This window comes from Bradyrhizobium sp. CCGUVB1N3, from assembly GCF_024199925.1.
Taxonomy (GTDB): Bacteria; Pseudomonadota; Alphaproteobacteria; order Rhizobiales; family Xanthobacteraceae; genus Bradyrhizobium.
Genome location: NZ_JANADR010000001.1, coordinates 1,978,220 through 1,992,196, shown reverse-complemented (window position 1 = coordinate 1,992,196; position 13,977 = coordinate 1,978,220). Strand labels below are relative to the sequence as shown.

Here is a 13,977-nt window from a genome sequence, read left to right as displayed (position 1 = left end):
GATCGCACCGCCCTTCGCTGGAGCCAGCATGGTCTTTCTAAGCTTCGTCTACCGCTTTGTGACCAACTTCGCGTTCCTGGCGATGGTCTATTTCAGCCTGAACTTCATGGAGAAGTATCCGAACCGCGCAATCCTCGCGATTCTGGTGCTGGTCTACGCCGGCATGCGCGCGGCCTCGACGCTGCGCGCATTCTATTTTTACCAGAAGATCGAGAAGCTGGAAGGCGAGACGCGGCGCCTGCAGGCGCCGATCAATGACGGCAGCGGTGGAACCAATGCGCGCAAGCAGATCGTGACCGATGTGGCGCGGCTGCGCCGCGACGGCGAGCTCAAGTCCTATATGGACCTGTTCTTCCTGGCGCTGATCGTGCTGCTCTGCGTCGCCGCCATCGTGCGGCAGTAGGCAGCTCGTAAGGCTACTGCTGCCGCTTCTTCAGGCTCGCGAGCTTGGTCGGGCGCGCCGCGCTTGCGTTGGCGTTCCGCGCCGTGCGCTTGGCCGTAGCGTGTGTGGTCTGCCCATGCTTGCCACCATGCGCGGCGACCGCTGCAGCCTGGCCGCGACCCTTTGCATTCCCTGAGGAGACCGCATCGGCTGTGGTGGCCCGCGCCAGCCTTGTCGCGACATGGCGCGACGCCGCTGTGGCCATCAGGACCTCGAGCGAACCTTCCTTGATCTCGAAAAGGTCCCGGCTCGGAACGGCCAGGCTCTCCGCGCCGGCCTTCGCGACGCCCCAATGCGACGAGGCCACTTGGCGCGGCAGCTCGGCATTCAGGTCCGACAGCAGCGGGGCCCGCAGCGTTTCGCTCCGTGTGAAGACGAAGCTCGGAATCCTCGGCCAGCGCACCGCGGCCACGTTCTCGCTCGGCGGATGCAGCAGCCATTCGACCAGCTCGGTCGGCGTCGCCGGCCGGTCGGCGGTCGCCGGCACCACATTCACGATGCGATAGCCCCGTGCCTTCAGCTCACGGAGGATCTTGGGCAGCGCCGCGACGGTGCGCGGCTGGATGTCGTGCAGCAGCAGAATGCCTTTGCCCTTGGCCTCCAGCCGCTGGATGGCAAGCTGATAGACGCGCTCGGGCGAGACGTGCCGCCAGTCGTCGGCCGGGAAATCGGCGCTCCAGAGTTGGATGCCGCGCGAGGCGAGCAGGTTCTCGACGCCCTGGGCACGCAGCAGTCCGGGAATACGGAAGAAGGGCGCCAGCGCAGACGGATCGGTCATCGCCGCCGAGGTCCACTGGATGCCGCCGTCGATCTCGGCCTGCGCCTTCTCGATCGGCATCTTCTCGAAGGTCAGCGGATGGCTGTAGCTGTGCGTGCCGACGGTATGGCCGGCCGCGACCAGCTTGCGCACGCCTTCGGGATTGGCCTGGGCCTGCTTGCCGATGGTGAAGAAGGTCGCCTTGATGCACTCATTGGCCAGGATCTGGAGCACCTGGTTCGAATATTTCGGCAGCGGCCCGTCGTCGAAGGTCAGGACCACCTCGTGATCCCTGAGCGGCAGCGTTTCGCGATACTGCATCGTGCCGATGCGGGGATGCTCGCGGGGATCGACCACGATCGTGCGCGAGGTGCCGAGCGCGTCGGGATGGCCGGGACAGTCGGCCGCGAGCGCAGCGGCGGGGCCGGCGGTCAAAAATCCGAGGCAGACGATCCAGGACCGCGTCCGGCAGGAAACTCTACGACCGATCATTGCTCTCCGTCTGCCCTCGTACGCGATCCGCGACTGAACATCCATGCTACGCCCGAACATTGGTCGAAGCCTGTCCGAAACGGTTCAAGCGCCGTTCCTAGTCCATTTTTGCACGGCCTAGCATGAACGGAGGCTTAATTGGTCCGCAATCAGCCCATTTTGGGCTGCCGTGACATTCCGGCATCAATGCGCATTGACGCTCTTTTGCGTCGCTGCGGGAACAATGTGAACGATGTGATAGCCGTTATCGTGCAGGTATCGCAGGAAGGCGGGCATCATGGCCGCGGTTCGCGCCTGCGCGTCGTGAAACAGGATGATCCCCTTCTTGGCGGCCTCGAGCCGCTCTGTGACCTTCTTCAGTTCCTGCTCCGGGGTGATGTCTTCCCAGTCGCTGGCCCACAGGTCTGCCCCGAACACGGCGATCCCGCGTGATTGCAGGAAATCGAGGGTTGCGGGCGTCGAGTCGAAATAGGGGAAACGGAAGAAAGGGGTCGAGGGCGTCGTGGTCGAGACGCCATGCAGCGCCATCTCGTCGGCCGCGATGCCGCGATCGATGTCTTCCTTGGCGTGCTCGAAAGAGATCTTCGACGACATCGGATGCGACCAGCTGTGATGCGCCACCGTATGGCCTTCGGCGGCGATCCGTTTGACCAGTGCCGGAGATTCGGCCGATGACTGGCCGACCAGGAAGAAGGTGGCGCGCACGCATTCATGCGCGAGCGCCGCCAGCACCTTCTGCGTGTGCGGCGGCCGGGGCCCGTCATCGAATGTCAGCACAACCTCGTGATCGGCGAGCGGCAAGGTCTGCGGAAAGCTCTTCAGCCCGACGCGCGGATAGGTCTTGGTATCGACGCTGAGCACGCGCGCGGTGCCGAGTGCATCCTCGCGCGGGCAGTCGGCCGCGTCCGCAGCCGTGATGCCGGCAAGCAGCGCGGTGGCGGCGGCGAGCTGCAGGGGCCATTGGTGCAGACGCATCTTTGTCATTGCGCTTCTGATTGCCCTGTGACTATTGCCTGAGCCTCAGCTCAAACCAATTGAACCATCCTGTCAAACGGCGAGGCGCGCCATGGACGAACATATGGACGTTGCCGCATCCGCCGAGGCCTCGGTCCTCGACCACGTTCCCATGCGCAACGAAGATGGCGAAATTCGTCACGAATTCGTCGCGGAGATCGCGCGGGCCATCGAAGCCTCCGACAGCGCGCTGCTGCGGGCCATCGTCGCGGAACTGCACGAGGCGGACCTCGGCGACCTCATTGCGGCCCTCCAGCCCGACGACCGCGTCCGGCTGGTCGAGCTGACGGGGCGCGACTTCGACTTCTCGGCCCTGAACGAGGTCGACGAGGCCGTGCGCGAGGAGATCCTCGAGGAGCTGCCGCCGGAAACGGTCGCCGAGGGTGTCCGCGAGCTCGAATCCGACGATGCCGTTGAATTGCTCGAGACGCTCGATGAGGCGGATCAGGAGGAGATCCTCGAGAAGCTGCCGCTGCCCGAGCGCGTCGCGCTCGAGCGCAGCCTGCTTTATCCGGAAAACTCCGCCGGCCGGCGGATGCAGACCGAGTTCATCGCGGTGCCCCAGGATTTCACCGTGGGCCAGGCGATCGACTACATGCGCGAGACGCCCGATCTGCCGGACCGCTTCTACGAGATCTACGTCGTCGACAAGGACCAGCACTGGCAGGGCGCCGTTCCGCTCGACGTGCTCTTGCGCGCCCGCCGCCCGGTGCCGCTCGCCGACCTCTGCGACGAGGATCGCCGCCGCGTCTCCGTCCTGGAGGACCAGGAGGAGGTGGCGCGCATGTTCGGCAAGTACAATCTGGTTGCCGCTCCCGTCGTCGATACCCAGGATCGCCTGGTCGGCGTCGTCACCGTCGACGACGTCGTCGACGTCATCGAGGAGGAGGCGGACGAGGACCTCAAGGCGCTCGGCGGCGTCACCAGCGACGAAGAACTGTCCGACAGCGTGCTGACCATTGCGCGCGCCCGCTTCAACTGGCTGCTGGTCAATCTCGCCACCGCGTTCCTTGCGTCTTCCGTGCTTGGCCTGTTCGAGGGGCAGCTCGAAAAGATGGTGGCGCTCGCTGTGCTGGCGCCGATCGTGGCGAGCCAGGGCGGCAACGCGGCGACCCAGACCATGACGGTCGCGGTGCGGGCGCTCGCCACCCGCGAGCTCGGCTCCTCCAATGCCTGGCGCGTGGTGATGCGCGAGACTTTCGTCGGTCTCGTCAATGGCCTCGCCTTTGCGGTGATCACCGGCATTGCTGCAGTGGCCTGGTTCAGGATCCCGGGCCTCGGCATCGTCATCGGGCTTGCGATCATCTGCAACCTCGTCGCCGGCGCGCTCGGCGGCATTCTGATCCCGATGGGGCTCGAGCGGGTGCGGGCCGATCCCGCGGTCGCCTCCGGCACCTTCGTCACGACGGTGACCGACGTCGTCGGCTTCTTCTCCTTCCTCGGCATTGCGACCTTGTGGTTCGGGCTGAAATAGCTGCCATCGCGTTATCATTAATCCGAACTTAAGCCACCTCGATCATGATCGCTCCGCTTGGGGATGAACATGCGGTTGCGGCTGAAAGCGGACGGACGGATCGTCGAATTGCGGGACGGGCAGGAGCTTCCGCTGCAAGGCGCGGCTGCGCCGAGCGAAGCCGGCCCGCTCGAAGTGCGCGACCTGCGCCGCCGCGCCTGTCTCACCCAGATGGAATTCGCCGCAAAACTCGGCGTGCCCGTCGAGACCATCCGCAACTGGGAGCAGGGCAAGCGCGCGCCGCGCGGACCCGCACGAGCGTTGCTCGCGGTGATCGCGCATGCGCCCGACACGGTCTTCCAGGCGCTCGCCAAAGCCTGACAACGACAAGCCTGACGACAATGCCGGCGGCCTCGGTTGGCAGCCGCGTGCGTGGGGTCCATAATGCGACCGGGGCGGGCGAGGAGAGGATTCCTCATGCTGTTCGTCGAGGCCAATGGTGCAAACATTCCAGCTCTCGGACTCGGGACCTGGGAGCTGAGCGGCCGGACCTGCGCCCGCGTGGTCGAGCAGGCGCTGCGGCTCGGATACCGCCATATCGACACCGCGCAGGTCTACGACAATGAGCGCGAGGTCGGCGACGGTGTTCGCGCCTCAGGTGTGCGCCGCGACGATGTCTTCATCACCACGAAGGTCTGGACCAATCATTTCGCGCCTCACGATCTCGAGCGCTCGGTCAAGGAGAGCCTGGTCAGGCTGCGCCAGCCGTCGGTCGATCTGTTGCTGCTGCATTGGCCCAATCCGCACGTGCCGCTGAGCGAGACGCTCGGCGCGCTGGCGCATGCCAGACGGCTCGGGCTGACGCGGCATATCGGCGTCTCCAACTTCACGGTGGCGCTGATCGAAGAGGCGGTCGCCGCGTGTCCGGAGCCGCTGGTCTGCGACCAGGTCGAGTATCATCCCTATCTCGACCAGGCCAAGGTGAGGGCGGCCTGCGAGCAGCACGGCCTTGCGCTCGTCGCCTACAGCCCGATCGCCAAGGGCCGCATCAAGAGCGACGAAACGCTGGCCAGGATCGGCCGGGTCCATCGCAAGACGGCCGCGCAAATCTGCCTGCGCTGGCTGGTGCAGCAGAACGTGGTCGCGATCCCGCGCACCTCGCGTATCGAACGGCTGTCGGAAAACATCGAGATCTTCGACTTCGAATTGTCGGGCGACGAGATGAGCCAGATTGCCGCGCTCGCCCATGCCAAGGGCCGGCTGACCGATTTCGGCTTCGCGCCGAAATGGGATTGAGGCGCCGCGCCCATATGCTACAGCATGATCCGGAAAAGTGTGAGGCGGTTTTCCCTCGCGACAAACGCGGAACGCGTTTGCGCGGAGATCATGCTCAAACAACAACCTAAAGCGCGATGACGATTCATCCCAATCTCAGCGCGCTTTAGGACCAGGGGTGACAACCGAAGTTGGGCCATGGACTGGCGGCGGATCATACGGACGGACATTGCGGCGTCGGCCGTCGTGCACCTGACGCTGGTGGCGCTGATCGTCCTGATCAGCGAGGTGCATCCGTTCCATGCCCCGCCGAGCGACACGGTCGCCGTCGACATCGTCACGCCGGAGGAACTGAAGCAGAAGGAACCGGAGCCGACGCCGTCGCCGCAACTTTCGTTGCCCGAGCTGACCGCGAAGGACAAGGCGGAGGCGCCTGCACCGCCGCCACCTCCGCAAGCCGCACAGCAGCCACCGCCACAGCCGACGCCACAGGCCTCGCCGCGGCCACAGCCTTCACCGCAGCCGTCACCGGCCAAGCGTGACGCCAATGCGCAGCCGCAGGCTCAGCCACAACCACAACCCACGCCGCAGGCGCCGAGCTACCAGCAGCCGGAGCCCGACGTGACCCTCAAATACGGCGTGATGCTGGGATTGCCCGCCGAGCTGCCGCCCTCGCCGAAGGACGCCCCCAGGGACAACGACGGCGGCGGCGCCGCGGACGCCGAAGCGGCCAAGCTTCCGGCCAACGTCATCGCCGAATTCCGCCGTCACTTGCGAAACTGCGCCAAGCTGCCGGAGACGATCGCGCCGTCCGACAAGGTGCACATCAAGATGCGCACATTCATGACAAGCGACGGCCAGCTCGCCACCGTCCCCGCGCTGATCGAGGCCAGCGCATCGCCCGCCAAGGGCCTCGCCCTGATGCAGGCCGCCAAGGCCGCGCTGCAGGCCTGCCAGCCCTACACCATGCTGCCGGCCGACAAGTACGAGGAGTGGAAGGTGCTGGACCTCACCTTCACGCCAAGGGACTTCGGGGCGCCGTAGCTCCCGTCATTGCGAGCGCAGCGGTCGAGGTTGGCGGTGCGGAGCGACTTTTGCCCGATGCCAAATCTGATTCCTCGAAATCAACCCCATCGCCGCCTCGACTGGCAGCACAAGATATTGTGGCCCAGTTGAGCGAAGGCGAGGGCGTGTGCCGCCAATTAAAGTAGTGAGTCACGGGAAAGAACCTGCGGCGACCTCATTGATCCGAAGATCCGGTGGCGGCAACTTCGTTATGATGTCGTATGACTTCGTTGATAATAAACTTGAGAAACTTCTCTGCAAAAACAGGATCCAAGTTCGCTGCGTCGGCGAGCCGTCTCAACCGTGAAATTTGCACCTCCTCCCGGCTGCGATCGGCCGCCGGCAATCCCGAAGCAGCTTTGAGCTCGCCAACCAGCCGCGTGCATTTGAAGCGTTCGGCCAACATGTAAACCAATGCAGCATCAATGTTGTCGATGCTCTGACGCAGACTAACGAGTGCCTGCGGCACTTCTTGTTCGTCGCTCATTATCATGTTCCTGCATGCGAGTTCTTTAATTCCGGTGACAGTGCTGGACTGGCACCGTAGTTCGAGGAGCGAAAGCGACTGCCATAGCGCTTTGAGCGAAGCACGCGAGCGGACTCGATTTGGCCGTGGGGCGTCAGGAAAGTCCGTCGACCGTCAGTTCAACGGAACGCGTTCGACATCGTCACCATCATGTTATACCGTTGGATAACGCCGTTATAGTCCATCGAGTACGTCATGTTGTCGGCGTGGCCCTTGGCGATGTTGTCGCGCATCTCGCGCAATTTGCCCAGAATCTCTCGCGGAGACGAATCGATCGAGGTGGATTTTCCGGACTCGCGGATCGCCGTATCGAAGTCACGCGCGGCGCTGCCGAAAGCCGCAAGCGCTGCATCGAACTGCTGGAGGTCTGCACCGCCCTTCGGGTTCGACGGCATCAGGTCGACCGCCTTCTTCGCCAGTGTCATGGTGTTGAGCACGTGCCAGCGCACGCTTCTGCCTTCGGCCTTTTCGATCTTCGCCAATTGCTGACGGTCGAGCATGTCCTTGAATTGGTTCTGCAGTGCCTCGGTCGTGGCGCGCGCAGCGAGAAACGCCGTTGCCGCCGGCAGCAGCCTTTCATGCAGCTCCTTGCCGCCGGTCATGTTGTCGGAAAGATAGTCCTTTCGATCGTAGTAGGCTTCCGCTTCGTTCAGGATCGGAATCAGCGTTTCAAAGGCTGAGGCGAGCTGCTTCGCTGCGTCGTCGAGCGCAGGGATCGCCGGCTTGTCGCCCGCTGTCTTGCGCGCCTTCTCTATCGCGTCCTTGGCCGACGATCCGACCGAATACAGGCCATAGATGATGCGCTCCTTGCCGGTCGGGCCGCGCTTCACATCGACCCAGCTCAGATACCTGTTCCAGGAATCTTTGCCGCGCAGCGAGGCGTTCAGGAGGCCGACGACGCCGTTGGACTTCGCGATGTAACGATCCATGTCCGAATCCGCGATCTCGTGCAGGCCAAGATCGGGAGACGGGGATTGTTGTTGCTGTGCCATGGCGGTTGCACAATGCAGGATAACCGCGGCGGCGAAGATCGTAGACGAGATTTTCAAGAGCGCCCTCATGAATAAACCCGGCCGTGCATGAGGGACGGCCGCTTCCCGCGCTGTTCGTCGCAGGATACCGTCAGCCGGTTCAATCGACCCGTGATGGGTGAGGGGGCGGTGCAAACAATGCATTACGGCGAAACAAGCGAGTGAAATAGCCCGGGTCGTCAAAGCCGACCTTGAGAGCGACATTGTCGATGCAGTCCAGCACCGTCACCGTAACTCTTCCCGCGCCAATCCTCGGCATCCCCGTCGAACTGATCTAGCGCTCGATCACCCTTGCGTCACCCTTGCCGCCTGTTCCAAATTTGCCCGCGCGATCGCGCGGTGAAACGGCGCGATCACCGCCAGGTAGGTCCGCCCCAGCTGGTTATGGCAATGCACCACCGTCACCACGACGAGCTCCCGGCCGCCCGCCGCGCCCGTGCGCAGCAGGATCGCGACGCGGAAGTCGAGATGCCGGTCGTCCTCGCCCACCACCAACTCCCCCGCACTCTTCGACAGCAGCGGAAAGTAGCCGATCACCGGCCCCCGCGCCGCGGCAGCAGCACCGATCGCGCGAGACGATTTGACGCCGACCGTCGCCATCATCGCATCACGCACCCACGTCAGCGCGCGAATCCACCCCGCCGGCCGCTCGAACCCAGCGCGCGCCAGCACTTCGAGATCGTCGTTCGCCCCCGCCGGCAGCTGAATCGCAAACGCATCCAGCAGGTCCGCGCCCACATAACGCGGCGCCAGCACGCAGTCGGACGGCACGGGCACCGCATGAGCTTTGATCATGCCGCCAGTCTTTCCTAGAGTGCCTTCAGCCGCAAGGGGTGCAGTCCAGTGCACAAAATTACTCGTCGCCATCGTCCCGGCTCTGCGGCTGCGGTCCGCGCTTGGCTGGTGGTGCGGAAGTAGGATTCCTGGAATGAGAAAATGGCTTGTCGCTCTGGCTATCCTGCTGGTCACCGGTCTTGCGCTGCTTGCGGCCAACCTTCTCGCCGATTTTGTGGATATCCCATGTCAGGATGGAGTTTGGGACGCAGCTCGAAAGACATGTGTCCCTGACTGAGCGGCTTGCGCCCGCCCTTCGCTTACCGCGCGTTGCAGCGCGTCCGGGACGCGAGAGTTGAAGTCAGTGCCTGCGCTTTCGCGCCTCATCGCCATCCGCGGCCAAAGGCTCCGGCGCCATCGCCGCCCACGCGCTCGATGCAAACTGTCTCCGCCACGTCACGATGACGACCGCCGCCGTCGTCACGAACAGCACCCAGGGGCTGACGAACCAGCCGAGATAGCCGAGTGCGAAGAAGAAGGCGCGCTGGCCGCGGTTGAAGTGACGGCCGGCCGATTCGAACAGGCGGGTGGCGCGGAGAACGTGGGCTTCGGCTTCCGGCGTGTCGCGCTGCGAGGCCGGTGGCATGCCGCCGAACAGGATCGCGACATAGTTGAACAGGCGATAGGCCCAGGCAAACTTGAAGAAGGCGTAGACGCAGATCAGCACGAGGCCGACGCATTTCAGCTCCCACAGCGCGGGCGAGGGGCTGAGATCGACCGGCAGCTTGGAGAGGATCGCGAGCGCGTCGTTGGTCGCCCGCAAGAGCGCCAGCGCGCCGCCGATCGCGAACAGGCTGGTGGAGGCGAAGAAGGCGGTGCCGTTCTGGAGCGAGGCCATGATCTGCATGTCAACCATGCGCGCCTCGCGGTCGAGCAGCCGGCGGACCCAGACCTCGCGGTAGCGGTTCATGCGCGCCGACAGGCTGTCGCGGCCATAGGCCGAATGCTCCAGCGTCATGGCGTAGACGAACCATTCCAGCACGAAAAAGCCGACCGCGGCGATGTCGACCCAGTATCCGCTCATTGTGATCCCCTCGTTGGCGCGCAGGATTGCCATGCATGTTCCGTCGCGGCAACGATTGATTGCGTGCAGGCGATGGCGTTAAAAGCAGCGGCTTGATGGACCAGCATTTGAGAAGGACCAGTCACATGGCGCTGAAGCTCGCGATCGGCAACAAGAACTACTCGTCATGGTCGATGCGGCCCTGGCTCGCGCTGCGCGCCAACGACATCCCGTTCGAGGAGGTCGTGATCCCGCTCTACACCGACAATCCCGCGGACAAGCAGCGCATCATCTCCTTCAGCCGCGCCGGCAAGGTGCCGGTGCTGGTCGACGGCGACGTCACGGTGTGGGATTCGCTCAGCATCATCGAATACATCGCCGAGCGCTTTCCGGAGAAGAAGCTGTGGCCCGACGGCGCCGCGGCGCGTGCGCATGCCCGTTCGGTGTGCGCCGAGATGCATTCCGGATTCATGGCGCTGCGCGGCGAATGCGGCATGAACCTGCACCGGCCGGTGCGGCCCGTGACGCTGTCGGCGGATGCGCAAGCCAATGTCGCGCGCGTGCAGGAGATCTGGCAGGAGTGCCGCGAGCGTTACAGCGCGGGCGGACCGTTCCTGTTCGGCCGCTTCGGCGCGGCGGACGCGATGTATGCGCCGGTGGTACACCGCTTCCGCACCTATGCGATCGAGGTCACGCCGCAGACGCGCGCCTATATGGACACCATGCTGGCGCAGCCGGCATTCCAGGAATGGACGCGGGACGGGCTCGCCGAAACGCTGGTCATCGAGAAGTTCGAAACCGCGTAAGCGGGGCGGATCGAGCCGCAGACAGGAATGTGATTGGGCGCGGCTTGACGGCAGGCCGGCGGGCGGCGCTCAATCGGCGAAGGCAACGCGCATCAGGCGCAAGGGGAGACGGGCCATGGGAATCTTCGACGCGCTGGAAAACAACCCCGCATTCCGCAGCGCGCTCGGCCAGCTTGGCGCAGCCGTGTTGCCGGCCGTGCTCAACGAGGTGCTCGGCAGCAACAACCAGGGCGGCTTGGGTGCCATCGTCGCGAAGCTCGAGCAGGCGGGCTTCGGCGACCAAGTGAAGTCGTGGCTCGGCAACGGCCAGAACCTGCCGATCTCGGCCGACCAGCTCCGCCAGGTGCTTGGCAACGATACGGTCAGGCAGCTCGCCGCGCGCTACAACATTCCGGTCGACCAGCTCAGCCAGATCCTGGCCCAGGAGCTGCCCAAGGCTGTGGACAATGCGAGCCCTGATGGAAGGCTGCCACACGGAGCCTGAGATAGGCCGTAGTTCTACGGTTCCGGACGGTGTTTCGACGCGCGGTCTGACCGCTATCGTGCTGAAAATATTACCAAAATCACACGTTTGCCATAGTGGTATAGCGCTGGCCAAGAAGGCCGGCCGCGTGCTATACACCGCGCCGGGTTTCCGGCCGGCCGCCGCAGCGGGACACGTGGGCGCGGCAGGCGTTGTTTGAGTGATGGAGAGGGTGTTGAAGCACAAATTCCCCGTGGGCGCGCGCGTCCTTTTCACGGCCAGCAATATCGCGCGCCCGGCTGCCAGCGGGACCTACGAGGTCATCCGCCTGCTGCCGACCGAGGGTGACGATTGTCAGTATCGGATCAAGAGCTCGACCGAAGCCTTCGAACGGGTTGCCAAGGAAAGCCAGCTCGCCCTGTCCTGACGATAAGCAAGGGTGGGATGACGAATTGAATGTCGTCACGCCGTCAAAAGGCCCGGTTCAAGTCAACATGGTGAGCGAGCTCGCGCTTCGTGGGCAGTTGCCATAACTGAATTTGATCTTGATGCGATCTTGGCTCGCGTGAGGGGACATCGCGCATGAACTGGGCATGGGCCAATTCGCTCGACGAAATCTGGCGCTCACCGGGCTTTCCGATGTGGCTGACGCTGGCGGCCGCCGGCTTCTTCGGTCTGATCCTGTTGATCACGCTGCTGCGCGCCGAGCGTTCGGTCGCCAACGGGGCGCTCACCGTGATTGCACTGCTCGCCATCGGCATCGCGGTTGCTGCGACCATGCGCGCTTATGGACCGGGCAGGGAAGGTCCCACGAGCGAAACCCGCGCGCAGCCCGTGACGACCGCCGCTCTGCCCGCGCTATCCTGCATCGACGATCTGGCCGGCGACACCGTTCTGGCGGCCTGCGAGAAGGCGCTGTTTGGTTCGCCTGAAGCGGCCGCCGCCGCCGTCTCCTACACCGCGGCCCAGATCAGCCGGCTCACCGCGCTCGGCGATGTCGCTGCCGCCGGCAAGAACCCGACCCCGGAACTCAAGGCGTTGCGGCGGGCCATCGAGCGCGACCGCTATGGCCTCGTCGCGCAGGTGCTGGCCGCCCGCGACGGCTGCACGCAATTCGACTGCGCCGCGTTCCGTTCACTGACGGATCAGCAGCATGTCGCCGCCAACATGGATGCGCATATCTATGACGGGCTGGTCGCACGCTATGCAGCCACCTGGAATGTGCCGGCGACGCCGATGCCCGGTGCGATTGCCGGGCTGTCCCCGTCGGTTCCGACCGGCAAGCCGACCAATGCCGAGTTTCCAAGCGCCGCATCGACGCCGGCCGTGAGCATCATGGCGCCGGAACCGCCCGCACGCTCGGCGCCGTCCGGAACCGCAGCGGCGCCGGCTGCACCGCGCGCGCCCGCTGCGGCAACCTCGGCGCAGGCTTCGGCGCCGCCACCGGCGGCGAAGAAGCCGCCCGCTCCGAAGGCCGCGCGCGCGCCTGCGTCTGCACCGGTTCAAATCGCGCCGGCTGCTCAGCCTGCGCCGGCGCCGGCCCCCGCGGCTGCGGATAACAACTAGTTCGGCATTCCAAATGCGCGGCCGGCCCGCTAATGCTGGGGCATGCCACTACATCTGATCAAGCTCGCCGTCGGCTGCGACTCCGTCAAGGAATTGAAGGAGTGGATCGCCGAACGGATGCAGGCCGCCAAGAAGAAGGGCCTGCCGCAACATCACATCCACGTCACGCGCATGGTCCCCAAGCGCGACGCCGAGATCCTGTCGGGCGGCTCGCTCTACTGGGTGATCAAGGGTGAGATCGCCGCGCGCGAAAAGATCATCGGCATCGAGCCGTTCCGCGACAAGGACGGCATCGGACGCTGCCGGATCGTGATGCAGCCCAAGGTGATCACGGTATCGCCGCGGCCGATGCGGCCGTTCCAGGGCTGGCGCTATCTGACCGAAGATTCCGTGCCGCCCGATCTCGGCAAGGCCGCGGCCGGAACCATCGCAGCGATGCCCGAGCCGATGCGGCGCGAATTGCGCGATCTCGGCTTGCTGTAACGCTACGGCGGCGTGACGAGGTGCAACCGCACCCAATCGGACGCCGGCACCTCAAGCCGTCCGCCGCCTTCTCGCAGACTGTCCACGATATCGGTCAACTCCTGCTCGATGCCCATGTCGTGCAGGTATCTCCGTTGCTGTTCGCCAAAAAGCACCGTCAGGTTCTCGCGCCGCTCGGCCGAGACGTTGGGCGCGCGGCGGTTGTAGATGGTCTGGCCGGTCAGCACCACCTTTGCGCCGGTTGGCAGGCTGCGATGCACACCGCCTGCCAGGATCAGCACGCAGGCAAGGTCACAGGCGGGGTCCGGTAACGATACCTGGGCGTCCAGCGATCCGCCCGGACGCTTCAGCGCAAAGCAATCGGCCTCCGACTTGCCGGCGCAGGCCTCGACATCGGTTTCGCCCGCTGTGACGTCGATCCCGCGGTCGCGCAGGATGCGGCCGAGGCTCGCTGCGACATTGAGATCGGACTGGCCCCAGCTATGGATCACGAGCGGCAGCTTGCGGCCTTGCTGGCGGTCGAGGATCGCGATCAGCCGCTTGTAGCTGTCCCATTGCACGGTGCCTTCGGCGGCGATCCAGTCCGCGCAGCCCGGTCCGCAGGCGCCGACCGGACCATGGGCGACATAGAAGATCATGGCGTTCGGCGGCGACCCGAACACGCCGATCGGCGGCCGCTGCTGCGCTTGCGCGGCGCTGCCGGCGGCGAGCGCCAGCACACAGCTCGCGACCATCGTGCGGATGGATGACATGCCCTGCCCATAGGC

The 13,977-nt window shown here is 64.9% G+C and carries 18 protein-coding genes; 10 read left to right on the top strand and 8 right to left on the bottom strand.

Annotated features, from left to right (window positions below):
- Positions 1–28: 28 nt before the first annotated feature.
- Complete coding sequence (locus tag NLM33_RS09455) at positions 29–403, top strand: hypothetical protein (protein WP_254095806.1); 375 nt, start codon at positions 29–31, stop codon at positions 401–403.
- Between the two features lie 13 nt (positions 404–416).
- Here the strand turns inward: NLM33_RS09455 and NLM33_RS09450 are convergent, their stop codons facing one another.
- Together NLM33_RS09450 and NLM33_RS09445 are read right to left on the bottom strand one after the other, a co-directional pair.
- Positions 417–1,691, bottom strand: a complete 1,275-nt coding sequence (locus NLM33_RS09450) for a polysaccharide deacetylase family protein (RefSeq protein ID WP_254095805.1) — start codon at positions 1,689–1,691, stop codon at positions 417–419.
- A 183-nt stretch (positions 1,692–1,874) separates the two neighbouring features.
- The gene (locus tag NLM33_RS09445; RefSeq protein WP_254095804.1) at positions 1,875–2,675 is read right to left on the bottom strand and encodes a polysaccharide deacetylase family protein; all 801 of its coding nucleotides are present in this window, start codon (positions 2,673–2,675) and stop codon (positions 1,875–1,877) included.
- A gap of 82 nt (positions 2,676–2,757) precedes the next feature.
- Between NLM33_RS09445 and mgtE the strand changes: the two genes are divergently transcribed.
- The 4 genes from mgtE to NLM33_RS09425 all read left to right on the top strand — a co-directional run bounded on the left by mgtE (position 2,758) and on the right by NLM33_RS09425 (position 6,477).
- Entirely contained in the window at positions 2,758–4,179 is a 1,422-nt protein-coding gene (gene mgtE / locus NLM33_RS09440; protein WP_254095803.1) for a magnesium transporter, read from the top strand.
- A 63-nt stretch (positions 4,180–4,242) separates the two neighbouring features.
- Positions 4,243–4,539, top strand: coding sequence for a DNA-binding transcriptional regulator (locus NLM33_RS09435; protein ID WP_254095802.1), 297 nt, complete (start codon positions 4,243–4,245; stop codon positions 4,537–4,539).
- A gap of 96 nt (positions 4,540–4,635) precedes the next feature.
- Positions 4,636–5,454 (top strand): aldo/keto reductase, encoded by an 819-nt coding sequence (locus tag NLM33_RS09430; protein ID WP_254095801.1) that lies wholly within the window; start codon positions 4,636–4,638, stop codon positions 5,452–5,454.
- Positions 5,455–5,631: 177 nt separating this feature from the next.
- Positions 5,632–6,477, top strand: a complete 846-nt coding sequence (locus tag NLM33_RS09425; RefSeq protein ID WP_254095800.1) for a hypothetical protein — start codon at positions 5,632–5,634, stop codon at positions 6,475–6,477.
- A 196-nt stretch (positions 6,478–6,673) separates the two neighbouring features.
- Here NLM33_RS09425 and NLM33_RS09420 read toward each other — a convergent pair whose 3' ends face one another.
- The 5 genes from NLM33_RS09420 to NLM33_RS09405 all read right to left on the bottom strand — a co-directional run bounded on the left by NLM33_RS09420 (position 6,674) and on the right by NLM33_RS09405 (position 9,913).
- Complete coding sequence (locus NLM33_RS09420) at positions 6,674–6,985, bottom strand: chorismate mutase (protein WP_254095799.1); 312 nt, start codon at positions 6,983–6,985, stop codon at positions 6,674–6,676.
- A gap of 158 nt (positions 6,986–7,143) precedes the next feature.
- The gene (locus NLM33_RS09415; RefSeq protein ID WP_254095798.1) at positions 7,144–7,953 is read right to left on the bottom strand and encodes a DUF3829 domain-containing protein; all 810 of its coding nucleotides are present in this window, start codon (positions 7,951–7,953) and stop codon (positions 7,144–7,146) included.
- Positions 7,954–8,155: 202 nt separating this feature from the next.
- Positions 8,156–8,284, bottom strand: a complete 129-nt coding sequence (locus NLM33_RS49235; protein ID WP_256570521.1) for a hypothetical protein — start codon at positions 8,282–8,284, stop codon at positions 8,156–8,158.
- Positions 8,285–8,340: 56 nt separating this feature from the next.
- Complete coding sequence (locus NLM33_RS09410) at positions 8,341–8,850, bottom strand: DUF2867 domain-containing protein (protein WP_254095797.1); 510 nt, start codon at positions 8,848–8,850, stop codon at positions 8,341–8,343.
- Positions 8,851–9,190: 340 nt separating this feature from the next.
- A complete protein-coding gene (locus tag NLM33_RS09405) occupies positions 9,191–9,913 on the bottom strand; it encodes a DUF599 domain-containing protein (RefSeq protein WP_254105701.1) in 723 nt (240 codons plus the stop codon).
- 125 nt (positions 9,914–10,038) lie between these two features.
- On the opposite strand from NLM33_RS09405, the gene NLM33_RS09400 reads away from it, so the two are divergent.
- From NLM33_RS09400 to NLM33_RS09380, 5 genes are all read left to right on the top strand, one after another.
- On the top strand, positions 10,039–10,698 hold the full coding sequence (locus NLM33_RS09400) for a glutathione S-transferase family protein (protein WP_254095796.1): 660 nt from the start codon (positions 10,039–10,041) through the stop codon (positions 10,696–10,698).
- 115 nt (positions 10,699–10,813) lie between these two features.
- Positions 10,814–11,182 carry a YidB family protein gene (locus NLM33_RS09395; protein ID WP_254095795.1) on the top strand — a complete coding sequence of 123 codons (369 nt, stop codon included), beginning with the start codon at positions 10,814–10,816 and terminating at the stop codon, positions 11,180–11,182.
- 202 nt (positions 11,183–11,384) lie between these two features.
- Complete coding sequence (locus tag NLM33_RS09390; RefSeq protein ID WP_156944292.1) at positions 11,385–11,588, top strand: hypothetical protein; 204 nt, start codon at positions 11,385–11,387, stop codon at positions 11,586–11,588.
- Between the two features lie 155 nt (positions 11,589–11,743).
- A complete protein-coding gene (locus NLM33_RS09385) occupies positions 11,744–12,727 on the top strand; it encodes a hypothetical protein (protein ID WP_254095794.1) in 984 nt (327 codons plus the stop codon).
- Positions 12,728–12,769: 42 nt separating this feature from the next.
- Entirely contained in the window at positions 12,770–13,210 is a 441-nt protein-coding gene (locus tag NLM33_RS09380; RefSeq protein ID WP_254095793.1) for a DUF1489 family protein, read from the top strand.
- Positions 13,211–13,212: 2 nt separating this feature from the next.
- Here NLM33_RS09380 and NLM33_RS09375 read toward each other — a convergent pair whose 3' ends face one another.
- A complete protein-coding gene (locus NLM33_RS09375) occupies positions 13,213–13,962 on the bottom strand; it encodes a hypothetical protein (protein ID WP_254095792.1) in 750 nt (249 codons plus the stop codon).
- Between the last annotated feature and the right edge of the window lie 15 nt (positions 13,963–13,977).

Excerpts from the sequence above, each read along its gene's own strand:
- NLM33_RS09455 (WP_254095806.1), top strand. The coding sequence starts at position 29 with ATGGTCTTTCTAAGCTTCGTCTACCGCTTTGTGACCAACTTCGCGTTC.
- NLM33_RS09450 (WP_254095805.1), bottom strand. The coding sequence starts at position 1,691 with ATGATCGGTCGTAGAGTTTCCTGCCGGACGCGGTCCTGGATCGTCTGC.
- NLM33_RS09445 (WP_254095804.1), bottom strand. The coding sequence starts at position 2,675 with ATGACAAAGATGCGTCTGCACCAATGGCCCCTGCAGCTCGCCGCCGCC.
- mgtE (WP_254095803.1), top strand. The coding sequence starts at position 2,758 with ATGGACGAACATATGGACGTTGCCGCATCCGCCGAGGCCTCGGTCCTC.
- NLM33_RS09435 (WP_254095802.1), top strand. The coding sequence starts at position 4,243 with ATGAACATGCGGTTGCGGCTGAAAGCGGACGGACGGATCGTCGAATTG.
- NLM33_RS09430 (WP_254095801.1), top strand. The coding sequence starts at position 4,636 with ATGCTGTTCGTCGAGGCCAATGGTGCAAACATTCCAGCTCTCGGACTC.
- NLM33_RS09425 (WP_254095800.1), top strand. The coding sequence starts at position 5,632 with ATGGACTGGCGGCGGATCATACGGACGGACATTGCGGCGTCGGCCGTC.
- NLM33_RS09420 (WP_254095799.1), bottom strand. The coding sequence starts at position 6,985 with ATGAGCGACGAACAAGAAGTGCCGCAGGCACTCGTTAGTCTGCGTCAG.
- NLM33_RS09415 (WP_254095798.1), bottom strand. The coding sequence starts at position 7,953 with ATGGATCGTTACATCGCGAAGTCCAACGGCGTCGTCGGCCTCCTGAAC.
- NLM33_RS09410 (WP_254095797.1), bottom strand. The coding sequence starts at position 8,850 with ATGATCAAAGCTCATGCGGTGCCCGTGCCGTCCGACTGCGTGCTGGCG.
- NLM33_RS09405 (WP_254105701.1), bottom strand. The coding sequence starts at position 9,913 with ATGAGCGGATACTGGGTCGACATCGCCGCGGTCGGCTTTTTCGTGCTG.
- NLM33_RS09400 (WP_254095796.1), top strand. The coding sequence starts at position 10,039 with ATGGCGCTGAAGCTCGCGATCGGCAACAAGAACTACTCGTCATGGTCG.
- NLM33_RS09395 (WP_254095795.1), top strand. The coding sequence starts at position 10,814 with ATGGGAATCTTCGACGCGCTGGAAAACAACCCCGCATTCCGCAGCGCG.
- NLM33_RS09390 (WP_156944292.1), top strand. The coding sequence starts at position 11,385 with ATGGAGAGGGTGTTGAAGCACAAATTCCCCGTGGGCGCGCGCGTCCTT.
- NLM33_RS09385 (WP_254095794.1), top strand. The coding sequence starts at position 11,744 with ATGAACTGGGCATGGGCCAATTCGCTCGACGAAATCTGGCGCTCACCG.
- NLM33_RS09380 (WP_254095793.1), top strand. The coding sequence starts at position 12,770 with ATGCCACTACATCTGATCAAGCTCGCCGTCGGCTGCGACTCCGTCAAG.
- NLM33_RS09375 (WP_254095792.1), bottom strand. The coding sequence starts at position 13,962 with ATGTCATCCATCCGCACGATGGTCGCGAGCTGTGTGCTGGCGCTCGCC.